This window comes from Sphingomonas sp. BE138 (assembly GCF_031456125.1).
GTDB lineage: Bacteria > Pseudomonadota > Alphaproteobacteria > Sphingomonadales > Sphingomonadaceae > Sphingomonas.
Window position 1 is genome coordinate 91,795 of sequence record NZ_JAVDUC010000006.1, and the last position, 14,560, is coordinate 106,354.

Annotated in this window: 15 protein-coding genes, 1 tRNA gene and 1 pseudogene; 6 read left to right on the forward strand and 11 right to left on the reverse strand. The window is 70.7% G+C overall.

Annotated features, from left to right (window positions below):
- Positions 1 to 65: 65 nt before the first annotated feature.
- The 3 genes and pseudogenes from J2Y58_RS09780 to J2Y58_RS09790 form a co-directional block, all read right to left on the reverse strand.
- Positions 66 to 1,493: pseudogene (locus J2Y58_RS09780) on the reverse strand (phospholipase D-like domain-containing protein).
- Positions 1,490 to 1,810 (reverse strand): ArsC/Spx/MgsR family protein, encoded by a 321-nt coding sequence (locus tag J2Y58_RS09785; RefSeq protein WP_310102226.1) that lies wholly within the window; start codon positions 1,808 to 1,810, stop codon positions 1,490 to 1,492. The pseudogene J2Y58_RS09780 and the gene J2Y58_RS09785 overlap by 4 nt, the downstream one beginning before the upstream one ends.
- Positions 1,810 to 3,153, reverse strand: a complete 1,344-nt coding sequence (locus J2Y58_RS09790) for an ectonucleotide pyrophosphatase/phosphodiesterase (protein WP_310102229.1) — start codon at positions 3,151 to 3,153, stop codon at positions 1,810 to 1,812. The genes J2Y58_RS09785 and J2Y58_RS09790 overlap by 1 nt, the downstream gene beginning before the upstream one ends.
- Before the next feature lie 23 nt (positions 3,154 to 3,176).
- On the opposite strand from J2Y58_RS09790, the gene J2Y58_RS09795 reads away from it, so the two are divergent.
- Entirely contained in the window at positions 3,177 to 3,485 is a 309-nt protein-coding gene (locus J2Y58_RS09795; RefSeq protein WP_310102232.1) for a hypothetical protein, read from the forward strand.
- A 105-nt stretch (positions 3,486 to 3,590) separates the two neighbouring features.
- On the opposite strand, the gene ychF is transcribed toward J2Y58_RS09795, so the two are convergent.
- From ychF to J2Y58_RS09810, 3 genes are all read right to left on the reverse strand, one after another.
- Positions 3,591 to 4,691: a redox-regulated ATPase YchF gene (gene ychF, locus J2Y58_RS09800; RefSeq protein ID WP_310102234.1), complete on the reverse strand. Its 1,101-nt coding sequence runs from the start codon at positions 4,689 to 4,691 to the stop codon at positions 3,591 to 3,593.
- Between the two features lie 117 nt (positions 4,692 to 4,808).
- Positions 4,809 to 6,110: an Nramp family divalent metal transporter gene (locus J2Y58_RS09805; protein WP_310102238.1), complete on the reverse strand. Its 1,302-nt coding sequence runs from the start codon at positions 6,108 to 6,110 to the stop codon at positions 4,809 to 4,811.
- A gap of 34 nt (positions 6,111 to 6,144) precedes the next feature.
- The gene (locus J2Y58_RS09810) at positions 6,145 to 7,014 is read right to left on the reverse strand and encodes an S-methyl-5'-thioadenosine phosphorylase (protein ID WP_310102241.1); all 870 of its coding nucleotides are present in this window, start codon (positions 7,012 to 7,014) and stop codon (positions 6,145 to 6,147) included.
- A gap of 24 nt (positions 7,015 to 7,038) precedes the next feature.
- On the opposite strand from J2Y58_RS09810, the gene J2Y58_RS09815 reads away from it, so the two are divergent.
- Positions 7,039 to 7,458 carry a DUF2147 domain-containing protein gene (locus J2Y58_RS09815; RefSeq protein WP_310102244.1) on the forward strand — a complete coding sequence of 140 codons (420 nt, stop codon included), beginning with the start codon at positions 7,039 to 7,041 and terminating at the stop codon, positions 7,456 to 7,458.
- A 7-nt stretch (positions 7,459 to 7,465) separates the two neighbouring features.
- Here the strand turns inward: J2Y58_RS09815 and J2Y58_RS09820 are convergent, their stop codons facing one another.
- Both J2Y58_RS09820 and J2Y58_RS09825 read right to left on the reverse strand, forming a co-directional pair.
- Positions 7,466 to 8,410, reverse strand: coding sequence for a diguanylate cyclase domain-containing protein (locus tag J2Y58_RS09820; RefSeq protein ID WP_310102246.1), 945 nt, complete (start codon positions 8,408 to 8,410; stop codon positions 7,466 to 7,468).
- A gap of 69 nt (positions 8,411 to 8,479) precedes the next feature.
- The gene (locus J2Y58_RS09825) at positions 8,480 to 9,106 is read right to left on the reverse strand and encodes a DNA-3-methyladenine glycosylase 2 family protein (protein ID WP_310102249.1); all 627 of its coding nucleotides are present in this window, start codon (positions 9,104 to 9,106) and stop codon (positions 8,480 to 8,482) included.
- Between the two features lie 53 nt (positions 9,107 to 9,159).
- Here J2Y58_RS09825 and J2Y58_RS09830 point away from each other — a divergent pair, with 53 nt between their 5' ends.
- The gene (locus J2Y58_RS09830) at positions 9,160 to 9,477 is read left to right on the forward strand and encodes a 2Fe-2S iron-sulfur cluster-binding protein (RefSeq protein ID WP_310102252.1); all 318 of its coding nucleotides are present in this window, start codon (positions 9,160 to 9,162) and stop codon (positions 9,475 to 9,477) included.
- Between the two features lie 28 nt (positions 9,478 to 9,505).
- Here the strand turns inward: J2Y58_RS09830 and J2Y58_RS09835 are convergent, their stop codons facing one another.
- On the reverse strand, positions 9,506 to 10,273 hold the full coding sequence (locus tag J2Y58_RS09835; protein ID WP_310102255.1) for an RNA methyltransferase: 768 nt from the start codon (positions 10,271 to 10,273) through the stop codon (positions 9,506 to 9,508).
- A 225-nt stretch (positions 10,274 to 10,498) separates the two neighbouring features.
- Here J2Y58_RS09835 and J2Y58_RS09840 point away from each other — a divergent pair.
- The 3 genes from J2Y58_RS09840 (at position 10,499) to J2Y58_RS09850 (ending at position 13,092) form a co-directional block, all read left to right on the forward strand.
- Positions 10,499 to 10,584: transfer RNA gene (locus tag J2Y58_RS09840), tRNA-Tyr, on the forward strand.
- 118 nt (positions 10,585 to 10,702) lie between these two features.
- Complete coding sequence (locus tag J2Y58_RS09845; protein ID WP_310102258.1) at positions 10,703 to 11,998, forward strand: HD-GYP domain-containing protein; 1,296 nt, start codon at positions 10,703 to 10,705, stop codon at positions 11,996 to 11,998.
- Entirely contained in the window at positions 11,995 to 13,092 is a 1,098-nt protein-coding gene (locus tag J2Y58_RS09850; RefSeq protein ID WP_310102261.1) for a GGDEF domain-containing protein, read from the forward strand. The genes J2Y58_RS09845 and J2Y58_RS09850 overlap by 4 nt, the downstream gene beginning before the upstream one ends.
- A 7-nt stretch (positions 13,093 to 13,099) precedes the next feature.
- Here J2Y58_RS09850 and dapF read toward each other — a convergent pair whose 3' ends face one another.
- Positions 13,100 to 14,044, reverse strand: a complete 945-nt coding sequence (gene dapF, locus J2Y58_RS09855; protein ID WP_310102263.1) for a diaminopimelate epimerase — start codon at positions 14,042 to 14,044, stop codon at positions 13,100 to 13,102.
- A gap of 39 nt (positions 14,045 to 14,083) precedes the next feature.
- Positions 14,084 to 14,536 (reverse strand): DUF6456 domain-containing protein, encoded by a 453-nt coding sequence (locus tag J2Y58_RS09860; RefSeq protein ID WP_310102266.1) that lies wholly within the window; start codon positions 14,534 to 14,536, stop codon positions 14,084 to 14,086.
- Positions 14,537 to 14,560 lie beyond the last annotated feature (24 nt).

Consider the following 14,560-nt stretch of genomic DNA (forward strand, 5'->3'; position numbering starts at 1 on the left):
CCGTCTTCGCTGAAGCCGTGACGGCATGGATTCTGGATTCCGGCCTTCGCGGGAATGACCGTGGATTATTTCTTCCGCCGCCGCCGCAAGCGCCGCAACAGCCCGCGTTTCTCGAAGCTTTCGAACATCTCGCCCGGGCCTTCGGGATCGAGGACCTCGTTGTCGGCGAGCCATTTCTCGACGCCGTTCAGGTCGTCGATCTCATAGGGGATCAACGTGCGGCCCGCGCCGCGCAGGTCCTCGATCGTCGCGATCAGGCCGTCGCGTTCGATCCGCGCCGCCACGTCGGCCGGGTCGGCGCCGAGATGTTCGGCGAGCAGGTCGGCGCGGATTGCGGCGATCGTCTCGGGCTCCTCGGTGATCGTCACGTCGCATTCCGTGTCGAGCCGGAGCGAGCGGTTGTTGAAGTTGGACGAGCCGATGCGCAGCGCGACCTCGTCGATGATGGTCACCTTGGCATGGCAGTAGATCGGTGCGCCGCCCGTCGTCACCGGGTGGTAGATGCGGAAGCGGCCGTGACGGTCGCGCTTCTTCAGTTCGGCGACCAGCCGCGCGCGCGCGGTGTCCATCGCGATCGGCTCCAGCCAGCCCTGCGCGGTGACGGGGTTGATGACGACGATCTCGGGCGGATCGTCCTCCGCGAGCCGCTTCGCGATCGCCTCGGCGATGCGGCGCGAGGCGAAATACTGGCTTTCCGCGTAGATGCGCCGCGTCGCGCCCGCGATCAGCGCCATGTAGAGCCGCTCGATCTCGAGCACTTCCTGCTGCCCGTCATGTTCGGGCTGGCTGCGCGAGACCGCCACGTCGACGTCGGTGAACTGGACGTCGAGGCTTTCGGGCCAGCAATCGCCGTCGCGCCGCGGCGGCGGGGTGATCGGCGCGCCGCCCGCGATCCGCCAGCGGGTGCGGCACAGGTCGCCCAGCGCGCGGGCGATCGGACCTTGCAGCGCGGTAGTGACGTCATGCCACGGCTTGTACGCGCGCCCGCCCGGCGAGCGGCGGCGCACGTCGTCGTCGCGGTGCTCGCGCGTGTCCCAGCGCTCGTCCGTCATGTCGATCCCGCCACAAAAGGCGAGGCAATCGTCGATGACGACGATCTTCTGATGCTGCGAGGCGGCGATCGGATGGTGGCCGTCGAGCTTGAGGTGGATGCGCGGTTGCCGCCAGCGCCAGTTCAGGAGCGTCCACAGCGTCTTGCCGCGCCCGAGCGTCTTCATCGCACCGGTGTCCCAGCGCAGGATGTGGACCTGCAACCCCGGCGTGCGCTTGACCAGTCAGGTGATGAAGGCGCCCACGTCGGTCGGCGCTTCCGGGTGATCGTCGTCCCAGGCGAGCCGGATGCGCGCGTCGAAATCCCAGCCGACCAGCAGGATCTGGTGCCGGGCATTCAGCATCGCCTGACGCGCGGCGCGGAAGTAATTGTCGGCGTCGACGACGACGGCGGCGCGCGTCGCCTGTTCGACCCGCCAGCGGGCGTCGCTCGGGATCTTCACAGCAGGTCGCGCACGCGTTCGGGCGGTCGCGCGATGACCGCGCCCTTCTTTGTCTCGACGAACGGCCGTTCGATGGTGGCGGGATCGCGCGCCATCAGGTCGAGCGCGGCGTCGTCGCTGTCCACCTTCGGCGCGTCGGGACGCAGCGCGGCGCGCGGCGCGATGCCGGCGCGCGCGCACAGTCGCGCCAGCTCGTCGCGTGACGGCGGGCGCTTGAGATAGTCGACGATCCTGACGTCGGCGCCGGCCTCGGTCAGGAGCGCCAACGCCGCGCGCGATTTCGAGCAGCGCGGGTTGTGGAGGATCGTCGCGTTCATCACGACCCGTGTGGCAGGGTGCGCGCTTGCGGTCCAGCGATCAGCGCGGCCCGGAACGGGCGGTCGCTGCCGTCGAGCCCCTGTCCGGCGGGCAGCCCGAGCAGGTCGCGCAGCAGCGGGGCCACGTCGGTGTTGTCGAAGGTCGGCAGCTTGCGTCCGGCGCGGAAGGCCGGGCCGCTGGCGATGAACAGCGCGCGCATGTCCGGCGCGTCATTGTCGAAGCCGTGCGCGCCATCCGATCTCTGGGCCGTGGGTGCGGTCTTGGCGATCGTCCACGCGCCGCCCGCCCCGTCCTCGGCCAAGCATAGATAGGGTGGGATACGGGAGTTCGAACCGTAGCGGAAGCGTGCCGGAAGTTGGCGCGAGCGCCAGCATTGCATGTGCGGATGCGGGCGCAGCAGTGCCGCAGCGACCGCGGCATCGCGGCCGGGCAGCGGGGTGAGCGTCGCATAGGGCCCGGCCTCGACCACGCGCGCGTCGGTGGCGGGCACGACGCGATCGAGCGCGATCGTGCGGCGCGAGTCGGTGGGCGCCATGCCGTGGTCGGAGACGATCACGAGGTTGGCGGGTTGGCCGAGCGCGGCGAGTTCGGCGGTCAGCCGCCCGATCGCGGCGTCGGCGTGCGCGACCGCTTGCGTGGTGCGCGGGTCGCCCGGGCCGAAGCGGTGACCGGCGGTGTCGACCTCCTCGAAATACAGCGTCAGGAATTGCGGGCGGGTGGCGGCGGGGCGGCGCAGCCAGTCGATGATCGAATCGACGCGCTGGCGATCGTCGACCGGCTCGGCATATTGCTGCCAGTCGTGCGGGCGCATGCCGCCGGTCGTCTCGTAGGGCCAGACGCTGGCGCGCGTCCCGCCCCAGGCGACGTTGGAGCCGGGCCAGAACATCGTCGCGGTGCGGATGCCGGCGCGCTCGGCGGTGACCCAGATCGGCTCGGCGGCGTTCCACCAGAAGGGGTCGTCGGTCGCCATGGTGAAGGTCTCGCCCGGCCGGGCGGGGTCCTCCATGCTGTTGGCGGTGATGCCGTGGCGGTCGGGAACGACGCCGGTGACGAGCGTCCAGTGATTGGGGAAGGTCTTCGACGGGAAGGACGGGCGCATCGCGGCCGACACGCCGGCGGCGGCGAGCCGCGACAGGTTCGGGGTGACGCCGCGGTCCAGGTAATCGGGGCGGAAGCCGTCGATGGAAATCAGGATCGTGACCGGCGCACGCTGCTCGGCGGCGGCGGCGTAGCTGCTGGGCGGTGCGGGCCGGGTGACGGGGGGCAGGGCCGGCGGCGCGTAGGGATAGGTGCAGGCGGACAGCGTGGCGAGCGCGGCGACGGTGAAAAAGCGAGGCGTCATGTCAGCGCCTTACCGAGCGCGTCTTGCAGAACAAAGACCTGTTGGAACGCGCGCGCCGGTTGCGGTTTGTTAAGGCCATGCGCCGCCTGATCCTTCCCGCCTGCCTGATGCTGGCCGCCTGCGGAAAAGGCGGTGACAAGGAGGACAAAGCGCCCCCGCCGGCACCGCTGCCGAGCGCGACCGCGCCCGCGCCGCGCACCCCGGTGATGCAGATCACGCCTGCGCCGGGGAAGGCGCCGGCGTGGCTGAAGCCGCGGCCGGATCGAGGGGCGGACCTGAAGGCGCCCTATGGCAACCTGTTGAACAAGCCGGTGGTGGAGGGCGGACGCTGAGCGCAGTACACCGTTCGCCGTGAGCCTGTCGAAGGGCGTGCCGCGTGGCACGTGCTTCGACCGGCTCGGCACGAACGGGTAGGGGCGTCGACGGCGTGCCCCGCCTCAGACGTTGAAGCGGAAGAGCATCACGTCGCCGTCGTGGACGACATATTCCTTGCCCTCCTGCCGCAGCTTGCCAGCCTCGCGTGCGCCCGCCTCACCGTTGCAGGCGACGTAATCGTCATAGGCGATCGTCTCGGCGCGGATGAAGCCGCGTTCGAAGTCGGAGTGGATCGCACCCGCTGCCTGCGGCGCCTTCGACCCCGCCTCGACCGTCCAGGCGCGTGCTTCCTTGGGGCCGACCGTGAAGAAGGTGAGCAGGTGGAGCAGTGCATAGCCGGCGCGGATCACGCGGGCAAGGCCGGTTTCCTCCAGCCCCAGCTCCGCGAGGAATTCGGCGCGATCCTCGTGCGGCATGGTCGCAATGTCGGCCTCGATCGCGGCGGAGACGACGACCGCCTGCGCGCCCTCGGCCGCGGCCTTGTCGAACACCTTCTGCGACAGCGCGTTGCCGTTCGCGGCATCCTCCTCGTTGACGTTGCAGACGTAGAGGACCGGCTTGGCGGTGAGCAATTGCGCCTGGTCGAGGACGCGCTTTTCCTCGGCATCGTTGGTCGCGGTCAGGCGGGCGGGCTTGCCGTCGCGCAGCAGGTCGAGCGCGCGGCCGAGCACCAAGGCGCCGAGCTTCGCCTCCTTGTCGCCCTGCTGGCCCTTCTTGGCGAGGTTCGGCACGCGCTTTTCGAGGCTGTCGAGGTCGGAGAGCATCAGCTCGGTCTCGACCGTCTCGGCGTCGGCGATCGGATCGACGCGGTTGTCGACGTGCTGGATGTCGTCGTTCTCGAAACAGCGCAGGACATGGACGATCGCGTCGACCTCGCGGATGTTGCCGAGGAACTGGTTGCCGAGCCCTTCGCCCTTGCTGGCGCCGCGCACCAGCCCGGCGATGTCGACGAAGCCGAGCTGCGTCTCGATGATCTTGGCCGAGCCGGCGATCGCGGCGAGCTTCGCCAGCCGCGGATCGGGGACGCCGACGTTGCCGACGTTCGGCTCGATCGTGCAGAACGGATAGTTCGCCGCCTGCGCCGCGGCCGTCTCGGTCAGCGCGTTGAAGAGGGTGGACTTGCCGACGTTGGGCAGGCCCACGATGCCGCAGCGGAAACCCATGGGGAGAACCTGTCGTGATCTGAGGAAAGCGCGCCAGATAAGGGAAGGGGCGGGCGCTGGCTAGGGGGCGGTGCGGGGCACGTGGTTCGACAGGCTCAGCATGAACGGGAGGGGAGCTTAGCCCGCGGCCATGCCCCAGAGCAGATAGCCGTTGAGGACGACGATCACGCCCGCGATCGCCCACGCCAAGGTCGCCAGCCAGCGCGGCGCGGCGAAGCTGCCCATCAGCGCGCGGTTGGACGTGTAGAGCACCAGCGGGATCACCGCGAACGGCAATTGCAGGCTGAGGATCACCTGGCTGAGCACCAGCAGGTCGGTCGCACCGCGGTCGCCCGCCGAGGCGACCACCACCACCGCCGGCACGATCGCGATCGCGCGCGTGATGAGCCGGCGCAGCCACGGCGCGAGGCGGATGTCGAGGAAGCCTTCCATCACGATCTGCCCGGCGAGCGTGCCGGTGACGGTCGAATTCTGCCCGCTGGCGAGCAGCGCGACCGCGAACAGCACGCTGGCCGCGCCGACGCCCAGCATCGGGGCGAGCAGGCGGTGCGCATCCTCGATCTCGGCGACCTCGAACCGGCCCGCGCTGTGGAAGGTCGCCGCCGCCAGCATGAGGATGGCGGCGTTGATGAAGAAGGCGAGCCCGAGCGCAACGGTCGAATCGATCGTGGCGAGCTTCAGCGCCTCGTGCCGGTCGCGCTCGCCGCTGCCATAGGCGCGGGTCTGCACGATCGAGGAATGAAGGTAGAGGTTGTGCGGCATCACGGTCGCGCCGAGGATGCCGATCGCGATGTAGAGCATTGCAGGGTTGCGCACGATCTCGGGCGAGGGAAGCAGCCCGGCGGCCGCCGCGCCCCAGTCCGGTCGCGCCCAGAACAGCTCGAACGCGAAGCAGCCGGCGATGACGATCAGCAGCGCGGCGATGAACGCCTCCAGCCGGCGGAAGCCGTAGCGTTGCAGCGCGAGGATCAGGAAGACGTCAAGCGCAGTGACGAGCACGCCGTAAAGCAGCGGCATCCCGAACAGCAGCTTCAGCGCGATGGCGGTGCCGAGCACCTCGGCGAGATCGCAGGCGACGATCGCGACCTCGGCGAGCAGCCACAGCATCCACGATACCGGGCGCGACGATTGCTGCCGGCACGCCTGCGCCAGGTCGAGTCCCGCCCCGACCCCGAGCCGCGCCGACAAGGATTGCAGCACGATCGCCATCAGGTTCGACAGCAGCACCACGCTGAGCAGCGTATAGCCGAACGCCGAGCCGCCGGCGATGTCGGTCGCCCAATTGCCCGGGTCCATATAGCCGACCGCGACCAGCCAGCCGGGGCCGACAAAGGCCAGCAGCTTGCGCCAGAACCCCGCGCCCTTGGGCACGGGCACGGAGGCGAAGCTGTCGCCGAGCGAGCGGACGGGGGAAGTCATGTGCGAGGAGGAATGCGGGAGAAGCGTGACGGTTTCAACCGAGCACGCGCGCGAGGATCGCCCGGTTGCGCTGGATCAATGCATTGTCCCGGTGCGCGGGCGCGGTCATGATCGCGCCGTCCAGCGCGGTGTCGATCGGCGAGGGGGTGCGCTCGGCGGGCAGGTGGCGCAGCAGGTGCGCGACCGCGGCGCGCGCGATGCGGCCGTTGTCGGCCATCTGCGCGACGATCTCGCCCACGTCGACGGCGGCGCGATCGTCGCGCCAGCAGTCATAGTCGGTCACCATGCCGACCAGCGCATAGGGCAGCTCCGCCTCGCGCGCCAATCGCGCCTCGGGCATCGCGGTCATGCCGATCACGTCGCAGCCCCAGTCGCGATAGAGGCGGCTTTCGGCCCGCGACGAGAATTGCGGTCCCTCCATCGCGAGGTAGGTGGCGTGCTCCGCGATCGTGCCGCCCACGGCGGCGAAGGCGGCGGCGGCGAGTGCGCCGAGCCGTTCGCAGGTCGGGTCGGCCACCGACACGTGCGCGACGAGGCCGCTGCCGAAGAAGGAGGCGGGGCGGCCCACGGTGCGGTCGACGAACTGGTCGACGATCGCGAACGTGCCGGGCGGCAGCGCCTCCTGCAACGAGCCGACCGAGGAGATGGCGAGGAGGTCGGTGCAGCCCGCACGCTTCAGCGCGTCGATATTGGCGCGCACGGGGATGTCGCCGGGGAGGTGGACATGGCCGCGGCCGTGGCGGGGCAGGAAACGGATCGCGACCTCGCCGATCCGGCCGTGGAGGATGTGGTCGCTCGGCACCCCCCACGGCGTCTCGATCGCGCGCCATTCGGCGTCCTGCAGCCCGTCGATCGCATACAGGCCGGAGCCGCCGATGATGCCGATCGTCCATTGCCTGTTCACGACCGATCTCCGATAGTTCGCACCATGCGTATCATGCTCCCTGCCGCGCTTGCGCTGCTCTCCGCCACGGTGCCCGCCACCGCACACGCCGCCACCCCCATCGCCGGACGCTACGTCACCGAGGACGGTGCCGGAATCGTCACGATCGGCCCGTGCGGCGGCAGCGTGTGCGGCAAGCTGACGACGATTCTCCGCAAGCGCCCCGGCGCGGCGGACACCGACGTCAACAACAGCGACGCCGCGCTGCGCAAGCGTCCCGTCCTGGGAATGCCGATCCTGTCGGAGTTCACCGACGCCGGCAAGGACTGGCGCGGCAAGATCTACGATCCGCGCAACGGCAAGACCTACAAGTCGATCGTGGCGAAGAACGCCGACGGCACGCTGGCGGTGAAGGGCTGCATCGCCTTCTTCTGCAAGACGCAGACCTGGCGCCCGGCGAAATAAGGCGCGCCTAGCCCTCCAGCTGGTCGCCGCCGCGGCTGGCGGCGAGCGCGGCGGCGGCGCGGGCGGCGATCAGCGATTGCTCCTGCTGGCCGGCGGCCCCCTCCGCGATGCCGGCTGAGGCGGTGACCCGTCCGATCGGCTCACCGGACCCGCGCAGCCGCAGCCGGCGGGCGGCGAAGGTGGCGAGCGCCTGTTCGGCGCGCAGCCGCGTGGCGTCCGCGGTCAGGTCACGGATGATGAAGAGGAATTCGTTGCCGCTCCAGCGGATCAGCTCCTCGTCGTCGAAGGTCTGCTGCAAGGTGGAGGCGAAGGCGTTGAGGACGTTGTCGCCGACCGCGCGGCCGTAGCGATCGTTGATCGCATCGAGCGCGTCGACGCTGAACGTCACCGCGACATGCCCGAGCCCGCCGGCGTCGGCGCGCGCCATCACCCCGGCCGCGCCGCTGCGGTTGAGCGCCTGCGTCAGGCCGTCGCGGTCAGCGTCCGCGGGCGGCGGCGCGGGAACGATGTTGTCGCGCAGCCGGACGACTTCGTTGCGCAGGTCGGCCAACTCGCGCTCCGCATCGGACAGGCGGTGGACGAAGTCGGTGGCGGCGGCGGGCAGGTCGGCAGCGCGCTCGACCATCGCGCCCATGTCGCGGCCGAGCGCGGCGGTGAGATGGTGCGCGTCGTGGGTCAGCGTGCCGAGTTCCTGCGCCTGGCGCATGACGGTGCGCTCGCGACGGTCGAGCGTCTGCTCGCGGCGTGGCGACAGGTGCTGCTCGACCAGCGCCTGCACGGCTGCGACGGTCAGGCGCAGCCCGCCGTCGGTGTGCGCGGCAACCGCCTCCGACAGCGCCGAGCCCGGCGCGCCGATCACCGCCAGCGCGAATTCGTAATGCGACGGCGACGGATCGAGCCGGTGCAGTTCGAGAAAGTTGAGCGCGCGGCGCGCGCGATCGAACGCTGTCATCACCCCTTGCCCGCAGCCCGTGTCGTCCGCGCCTTATTCGCCAACGTCGTTAAAGCAGTGTAAACGCCGTCACACGGGCGCCGCATCCGCTCCTGCGCCATAATGGTGCCAGGTGAAGATCGCCGCCGCGCCGCGGTGCGGGCGCCATGCCTCCGCCAACGCGCGGGTCAGCTTCTCGCTGGGGCGGGTCGGGTGGCCGAGGATGCGGCCGGTCTCGATCTGCACCGCCAGGTCGCCCGCCGGCCAGATGTCGGGGCGTCCCTCCGCGAAGAGCAGGTACACCTCCGCGGACCAGCGGCCGATGCCCTTGACGCGCACGAGTTGCGCGATCGCCTCTTCGTCGTCGGCGGGCAGCTGGTCGAGGTCGAGCCGGCCGCTCAGCACCTCTTCGGCAAGGCTGCGCGCATAGCCGGTCTTCTGGCGCGAGAAGCCGCAGGCGCGCAAGCTGTCGTCATCGAGCCTGGCGATCATCGCCGGATCGGTCGGGTCGCCGAGCGCCTCCAGCTTGCGCCAGACCGCGTCGGCGGCCTTGACGCTCACCTGCTGCCCCAGGATCGTGCGCAGCAAGGTGGCATAGCCGCGCGCGCGGATGCGCGGCGCGGGATAGCCGACGCGCTCCAGCGCCGCGGCGAACGCCGGCTCGCGCGCGGCCAGCGCGTCGAGCCCGGCGTTGAGGTCCGCGGCGCTCAGCCCCATTGCCAGCGCCGAGGCTTGCCGCCATCAGCGGCGCGATCATCGGTGGAGTTCATATGGCCAAGCTTATCGTCGAGACCCGCAACGGGGAAGAACGCGAACTGGAGGGCCAGACCGGTTTCTCGGTGATGGAGGTGATCCGCGACGCCGGGATCGACGAGATCCTGGCGCTGTGCGGCGGGTGCTGCAGCTGCGCGACGTGCCACGTCCATGTCGATCCGGCGTTCGCCGACCGGCTGCCGCCGATGAGCGAAGACGAGAACGACCTGCTCGATTCGGCGGCGGAACGCGACGCGACCTCGCGGCTGTCGTGCCAAATCGAGTTCGGGCCGGCGCTGGACGGGTTGCGGGTGCGGATCGCCGCGGAGGATTGAGGCCGCTCGCCCTAACGCAGGGGTGGCGCTACCGCGCCGTCACCGCATACAGCGCGATGGCGGCGGCGTTGGAGACGTTGAGGCTCTCGACCTTCGGCGAGATCGGGAGCTTCGCCAGTTCGTCGCAATGCGTCTCGGTATTCTGGCGCATCCCTTCGCCCTCCGCGCCCAGCACGATCGCAATCGCGCGCGATGCGCCGATGTCGGCGAGCGTTTGCGGCAGCGTCTGGCGCGCATGGCCGGTCAGGCCGATCCGCCAATAGCCGGCCTCGGCCATTTCCTCGAGCGCGCGCGCCAGGTTGACGACCCGCACCCACGGCACCGTCTCCAGCGCGCCGCTGGCCGCTCGGGCAAGCGCGCCCGATTCGGGCGGCGCGTGCCGGTCCTGCGTGACGATGCCGAGCGCGTCGAACGCCGCCGCCGAGCGCAGGATCGCGCCGACGTTGTGCGGGTCCGTCACCTGGTCGAGCACCACCAGCGGGCGCGGGCGCGCCGGATCGCCGGCGCTGCCCTGCTGGAGCAGGTCGCCCAGCCACACGTCCTCAAGCGGATCGACCTCCGCGACCAGCCCCTGGTGCGGCGCGTCGGAGGGGACCAGCCGTCCCAGATCGGCGGCGTCGGCGAAGACGACCGGCAGCACCGGCGGCAGATCGAGCGCGCCCAGCGCCTCGCGCGTGCCCCAGATCTTGCGGACGACGCGCTCCGGGTTGGCGAGCGCGGCGGTCACCGCGTGGCGACCCCAGAGCCGCGGGCGATTGCCCTGCGTCTGGCTCGGACGATGGCCGCGCCGCGCCATCAGCGAGCCCCCCGGCGGGGGTGGGGGCGGGGGCAGGCCGGGGCGGACGGGAAAGAACGCATGACGAAGCGGGTCCGTGATTGTCGGGGAGGATGGGGCGACGCTATGCGCCGCGCGCCCCTTGCGCAACCGCCCGGCATTTTGTTGCGTGATCGCACGTACGGGCGTTGACAGGCCCGGATTGCGCGGGCATTGGGCGCCCTCGCTTTGAACAGCGCCGCTCGTGGAAGGGTGGCCGAGTGGTTAAAGGCAGCAGACTGTAAATCTGCCCACGCAAGTGTACGCTGGTTCGAATCCAGCCCCTTCCACCATCCGTCCGGGCCGGACGGTCCGCCGCGACATCGCCGAAAAATCCTCGATCCACGATACCCGGCTTTAATAATTCCGCGTCCATAGTCCTGGGATAGCGGGGGATTTTGGCGCGTGTTGGTGACGATCAAGACCGATGACCTACGGATCGGCATGTTCGTCCACGCCGTTGCCGGGGGCTGGATGGCCAGCCCGTTCTGGCGGCGGCAGTTCGTGCTGACCAAGCAGGGGGATCTCGACAAGCTGCGCAAGGCCGGTGTCGGCGAGGTCGTGATCGACCTGAGCAAGGGAGTCGGCCCCTTGGCCGCGCCCGCCGCACAGGCGATGACGCCGCACGTCGAGGAACCGGACGTATGGGATAGGGAGACCGGGGCGACACCGTCGGAACCGGGCGACGCGTGCGTGCACGTTGCACCACCGGTGCGGCGCCGCCGCGCGCCGGCGGCGGAGCAGCGCGCGCAGGCGGTCGTCGATGCCTCCAAGCACGCCGTCCGCGACATGTTCGAGGACGTGCGACTGGGCAAGGCGGTCGACGCCGGCGCGATGGTGCCCGTCATCGACCGGATCTTCGCATCGGTGACCAGCGACGCGGCAGCGATGCTGAACGTCACCCGGCTGAAGAGCAACGACGAATACACCTATCTCCATTCGATCGCGGTCGCGGCGCTGATGATCCATTTCGCGCAGGCGCTGAACCTGCCCGAGCCACTGGTCCGCGACCTTGGTCTGTCCGGGCTGCTCCACGACATCGGCAAGATGACAGTGCCCAAGGCACTGTTGCAGAAGTCGGGCCAGCTCGAGCCGGAGGAGGTGGTGTTGCTGCGCCACCACCCCGAGCGCGGCCATGCGATGTTGAGCGCGGGTGCGGCGCTGCCAGACGTCGTGCTGGACGTATGCCTGCACCATCACGAGCGGATCGACGGACGCGGCTACCCGCATCGGCTGGCCGGCGAGCAGTTGAGCCTGGCGGTGCGGATCAGCGCGATCTGCGACGTCTACGACGCAGTGACCTCGCAACGGCCCTACAAGCGCGTGTGGCTGCCCAGCGAGGCGTTGGCGCGGATGCAATCGTGGACCGGGCATTTCGACCCCGACCTGCTGGTGCGCTTCATCGACAGCATCGGCATCCATCCGGTCGGCGGACTCGTGCGGCTGCATTCGAGCCGGCTCGCGCTGGTGATGGAGGGCAATGATCGTCGTCCCACCGAGCCGCGCGTCCGCGTCTTCTACGACATTCCCGCGCTGAGCTTCGTGCCGCAGCACGACATCATCGCCGCGCCCGATACCGATCCGATCCACCGCGCCGAATGCGGCGAGCGTTGGTTCGGCCCGGAGTGGAGCGCAGTCGCTGCGGCCATCCGTGCGGGCACCGCGCCGCTGCAAGCGATCCCTCTCGTACCGGGAGCTTCGACATGACCGCGTCGTCCTCGATCCCCGTCGCCGCGCGTCGCCGGCGCCGCGTGCTCGGCTGGTTCGGCGCCGAGCGGTCCGCGACCGGCGCGGAGCCCGGCCCGACGCGTGCCGGCGACGTCGGCGCACAGCGCAGCGCGCTGCGCCGGCGGCTGTTCGACGACATCGGCACGCTGATCTTCTCGCATCATCTGACCCCTTCGCCGCTGACGTATGGCGTGCTGCACGCCTATGTCTCCGGCGAGGATCCGCGCACCGGGGCCGCGGTGGCGGAGCGGTTGCGCACCGGTGCCGGGCTGAGCGATGCGGGCGTGACGCAGATCGCCGCGGCGCAGGACGCCGAGGAAACCGCCGCGCTGTCGCGCATCGCCGACGCGCTGGAGGCGCGGATCGGCGACTGCCTCGCGGCGGTCGGCGAGTCGTGCGATCATGCCGAGACGTTCGGCAGCGCGCTCCACGCCGAGGCCGAGCAGCTGCGCCGGGACCCGCAGGCGACACTGACGCGGGTCATCACGCTGACCGAGGCGGCGGTAGCGGCGTCGCGGCTGGTGGAGGGGCAGCTGCATCGCGCCCGCGAGGAGGCCGAGTCGCTGCGCCGCGACCTGCACAGCGCCCGGCGCGCCGCCGAGCGCGATCATCTGACCGGCCTGCTTAACCGTCGCTGTTTCGAGCAGAAGCTGCACGGCATCGAACAGGCGGGGCAGCGCGCGGCGGTGGCGCTGATCGACATCGACGATTTCAAGCAGGTCAACGACCGGTTCGGCCATGCCGCGGGCGACCGCGTGCTGAAGTTCGTCGCCGGCTTCCTGCGCGCGCAATTGCAGCGCAAGGTGGTGGTGGCCCGCTACGGCGGCGAGGAGTTCGCGCTGCTGTTCGAGGACATGACCCCCGGCGAGGCGGTCGAGGCGCTGGACGATGTGCGCGAGCGGCTGTCGGTACGCTCGCTGATCCATCAGGACAGCGGCCAGACGATCGGACACATCACCTTTTCCGCCGGGGTGGCGGCGGCGGAGGGCGGCGACGCGCTGAGCGCGGCCGATCTGGCGCTGTACGCCGCCAAGAACGGCGGCAAGAACCGGGTCGTGCGCGCGGGGGCCTGACGAGCTGTCAGCGCGCGGCGGCGGCGACGCGTGCCCAGGCGGCGACCTCGTCGTCGTGGCGGTGCAGGATGCGCAGGTTCCCGGCGCGCGCCTCCGAAAGGTCGACGTCGACCACGCCCTCCCACTCCCAGGTGGCATTGCCGTGGAGCGTGACCATCGCCGCCGCGGTGGCGCGTGCGCGGACCAGACCGCCGCGGTTGAGGACGGTCACGTCGCGGTCGAAGGCGATGCGCCGGGTCAGGCACGCGGCATAGGTGGAGGCGGCCATCGCGCTGCCGCAACTGTCGGTTAGCCCGACGCCGCGTTCGAAGGTGCGGACGAACAGCGTGGCGTCGTCGCGGACCTCGACGAACGAAACGTTGGCGCGGTTCGGCAACCAGTCGGGCGCGCCTTCGCAGACCTGACCGACGCGCACCAGCTCATCCTCGTCGACGCGGTCGACGAACGCCACCAGGTGCGGGTTGGGCATCGCGACCGCAGTGAAGCGGCGATCGGTCGGGAGCATGGCAAGCGGCGCATCGACCAACCGCTCGCCCGCACCGGTCAGCGGCCAGCGCGCGAGGTCGAGCGTGGCGGGGCCGGCGGTCTCCTCGACGGTGTAGACCCCCTCGGCCAGCGGCGCGGCGGCGGCGACGGTGGCCCGGCTGGTCTTCAGCCGGGCGGTGGCGCGGTCGATCCCGAGCGCCTCGAACCCGGCGCGCGCCACGCAGCGCAGGCCGTTGAGGCAGGTCTCCGCCTCCGACCCGTCGCTGTTGAACATCCGCATGCCGAACGCGGCGTCGCCGTCGCGTCCGGTCAGCACCAGCAATCCGTCGCCCCCGACCGGCCCCGCGCGGTCGGCGAGCGCGCGGGCGAGCTGCGTCCAGTCCGCTTCGGACAGCGTCAGCGCACGACCGTCGACCAGCGGGAAGTCGTTGCCCGAGCCGTGACATTTGATGAAGCGACATTCCATGCGCGCTATCTGCGGCGGCGGGGCGCGCACGGCAAGGGTTCAGGGCAGGCGATAATGATCGGCGAGGCGGTCAAGCGCGAGCGTCAGGACCAGCCGGCCGCTGCGCGTCGGCCAGCCGAGCGCACGCTCGCTGTCGGGCAGGCCCTCGCCAGCGCACACCACGCGCCACAGGATGTCGGACAGGCCGGGGCCGGCGGCGGCGATCGCGGCGTCGAAGCGGCGCCTGGCGGCCAGCTGCGCCTCGGCGGGGTCGAGGCGCGTGCCGGTGCCGTCGACGCGCGGGGTCCAGCGCATCGTGACCGCGGCGCCGAGCGCGGCGCGTTCGTGGTCGGCCTGCAACCGCTCGCCGGCCTCGTTCTGGCGCGCGGTGACCAACCCTCGCGCCGCCAGCCATGCCAGCGGCGATTCGCGACGATTGACGGTGACGCGCCGCCGCCCGCCGGTACCGCGCCGCCCCTGCGCGTCGATCGCCTGTTCCACCCATTCCTGCATCTGCGATTCCTTGATCTGTGTTAC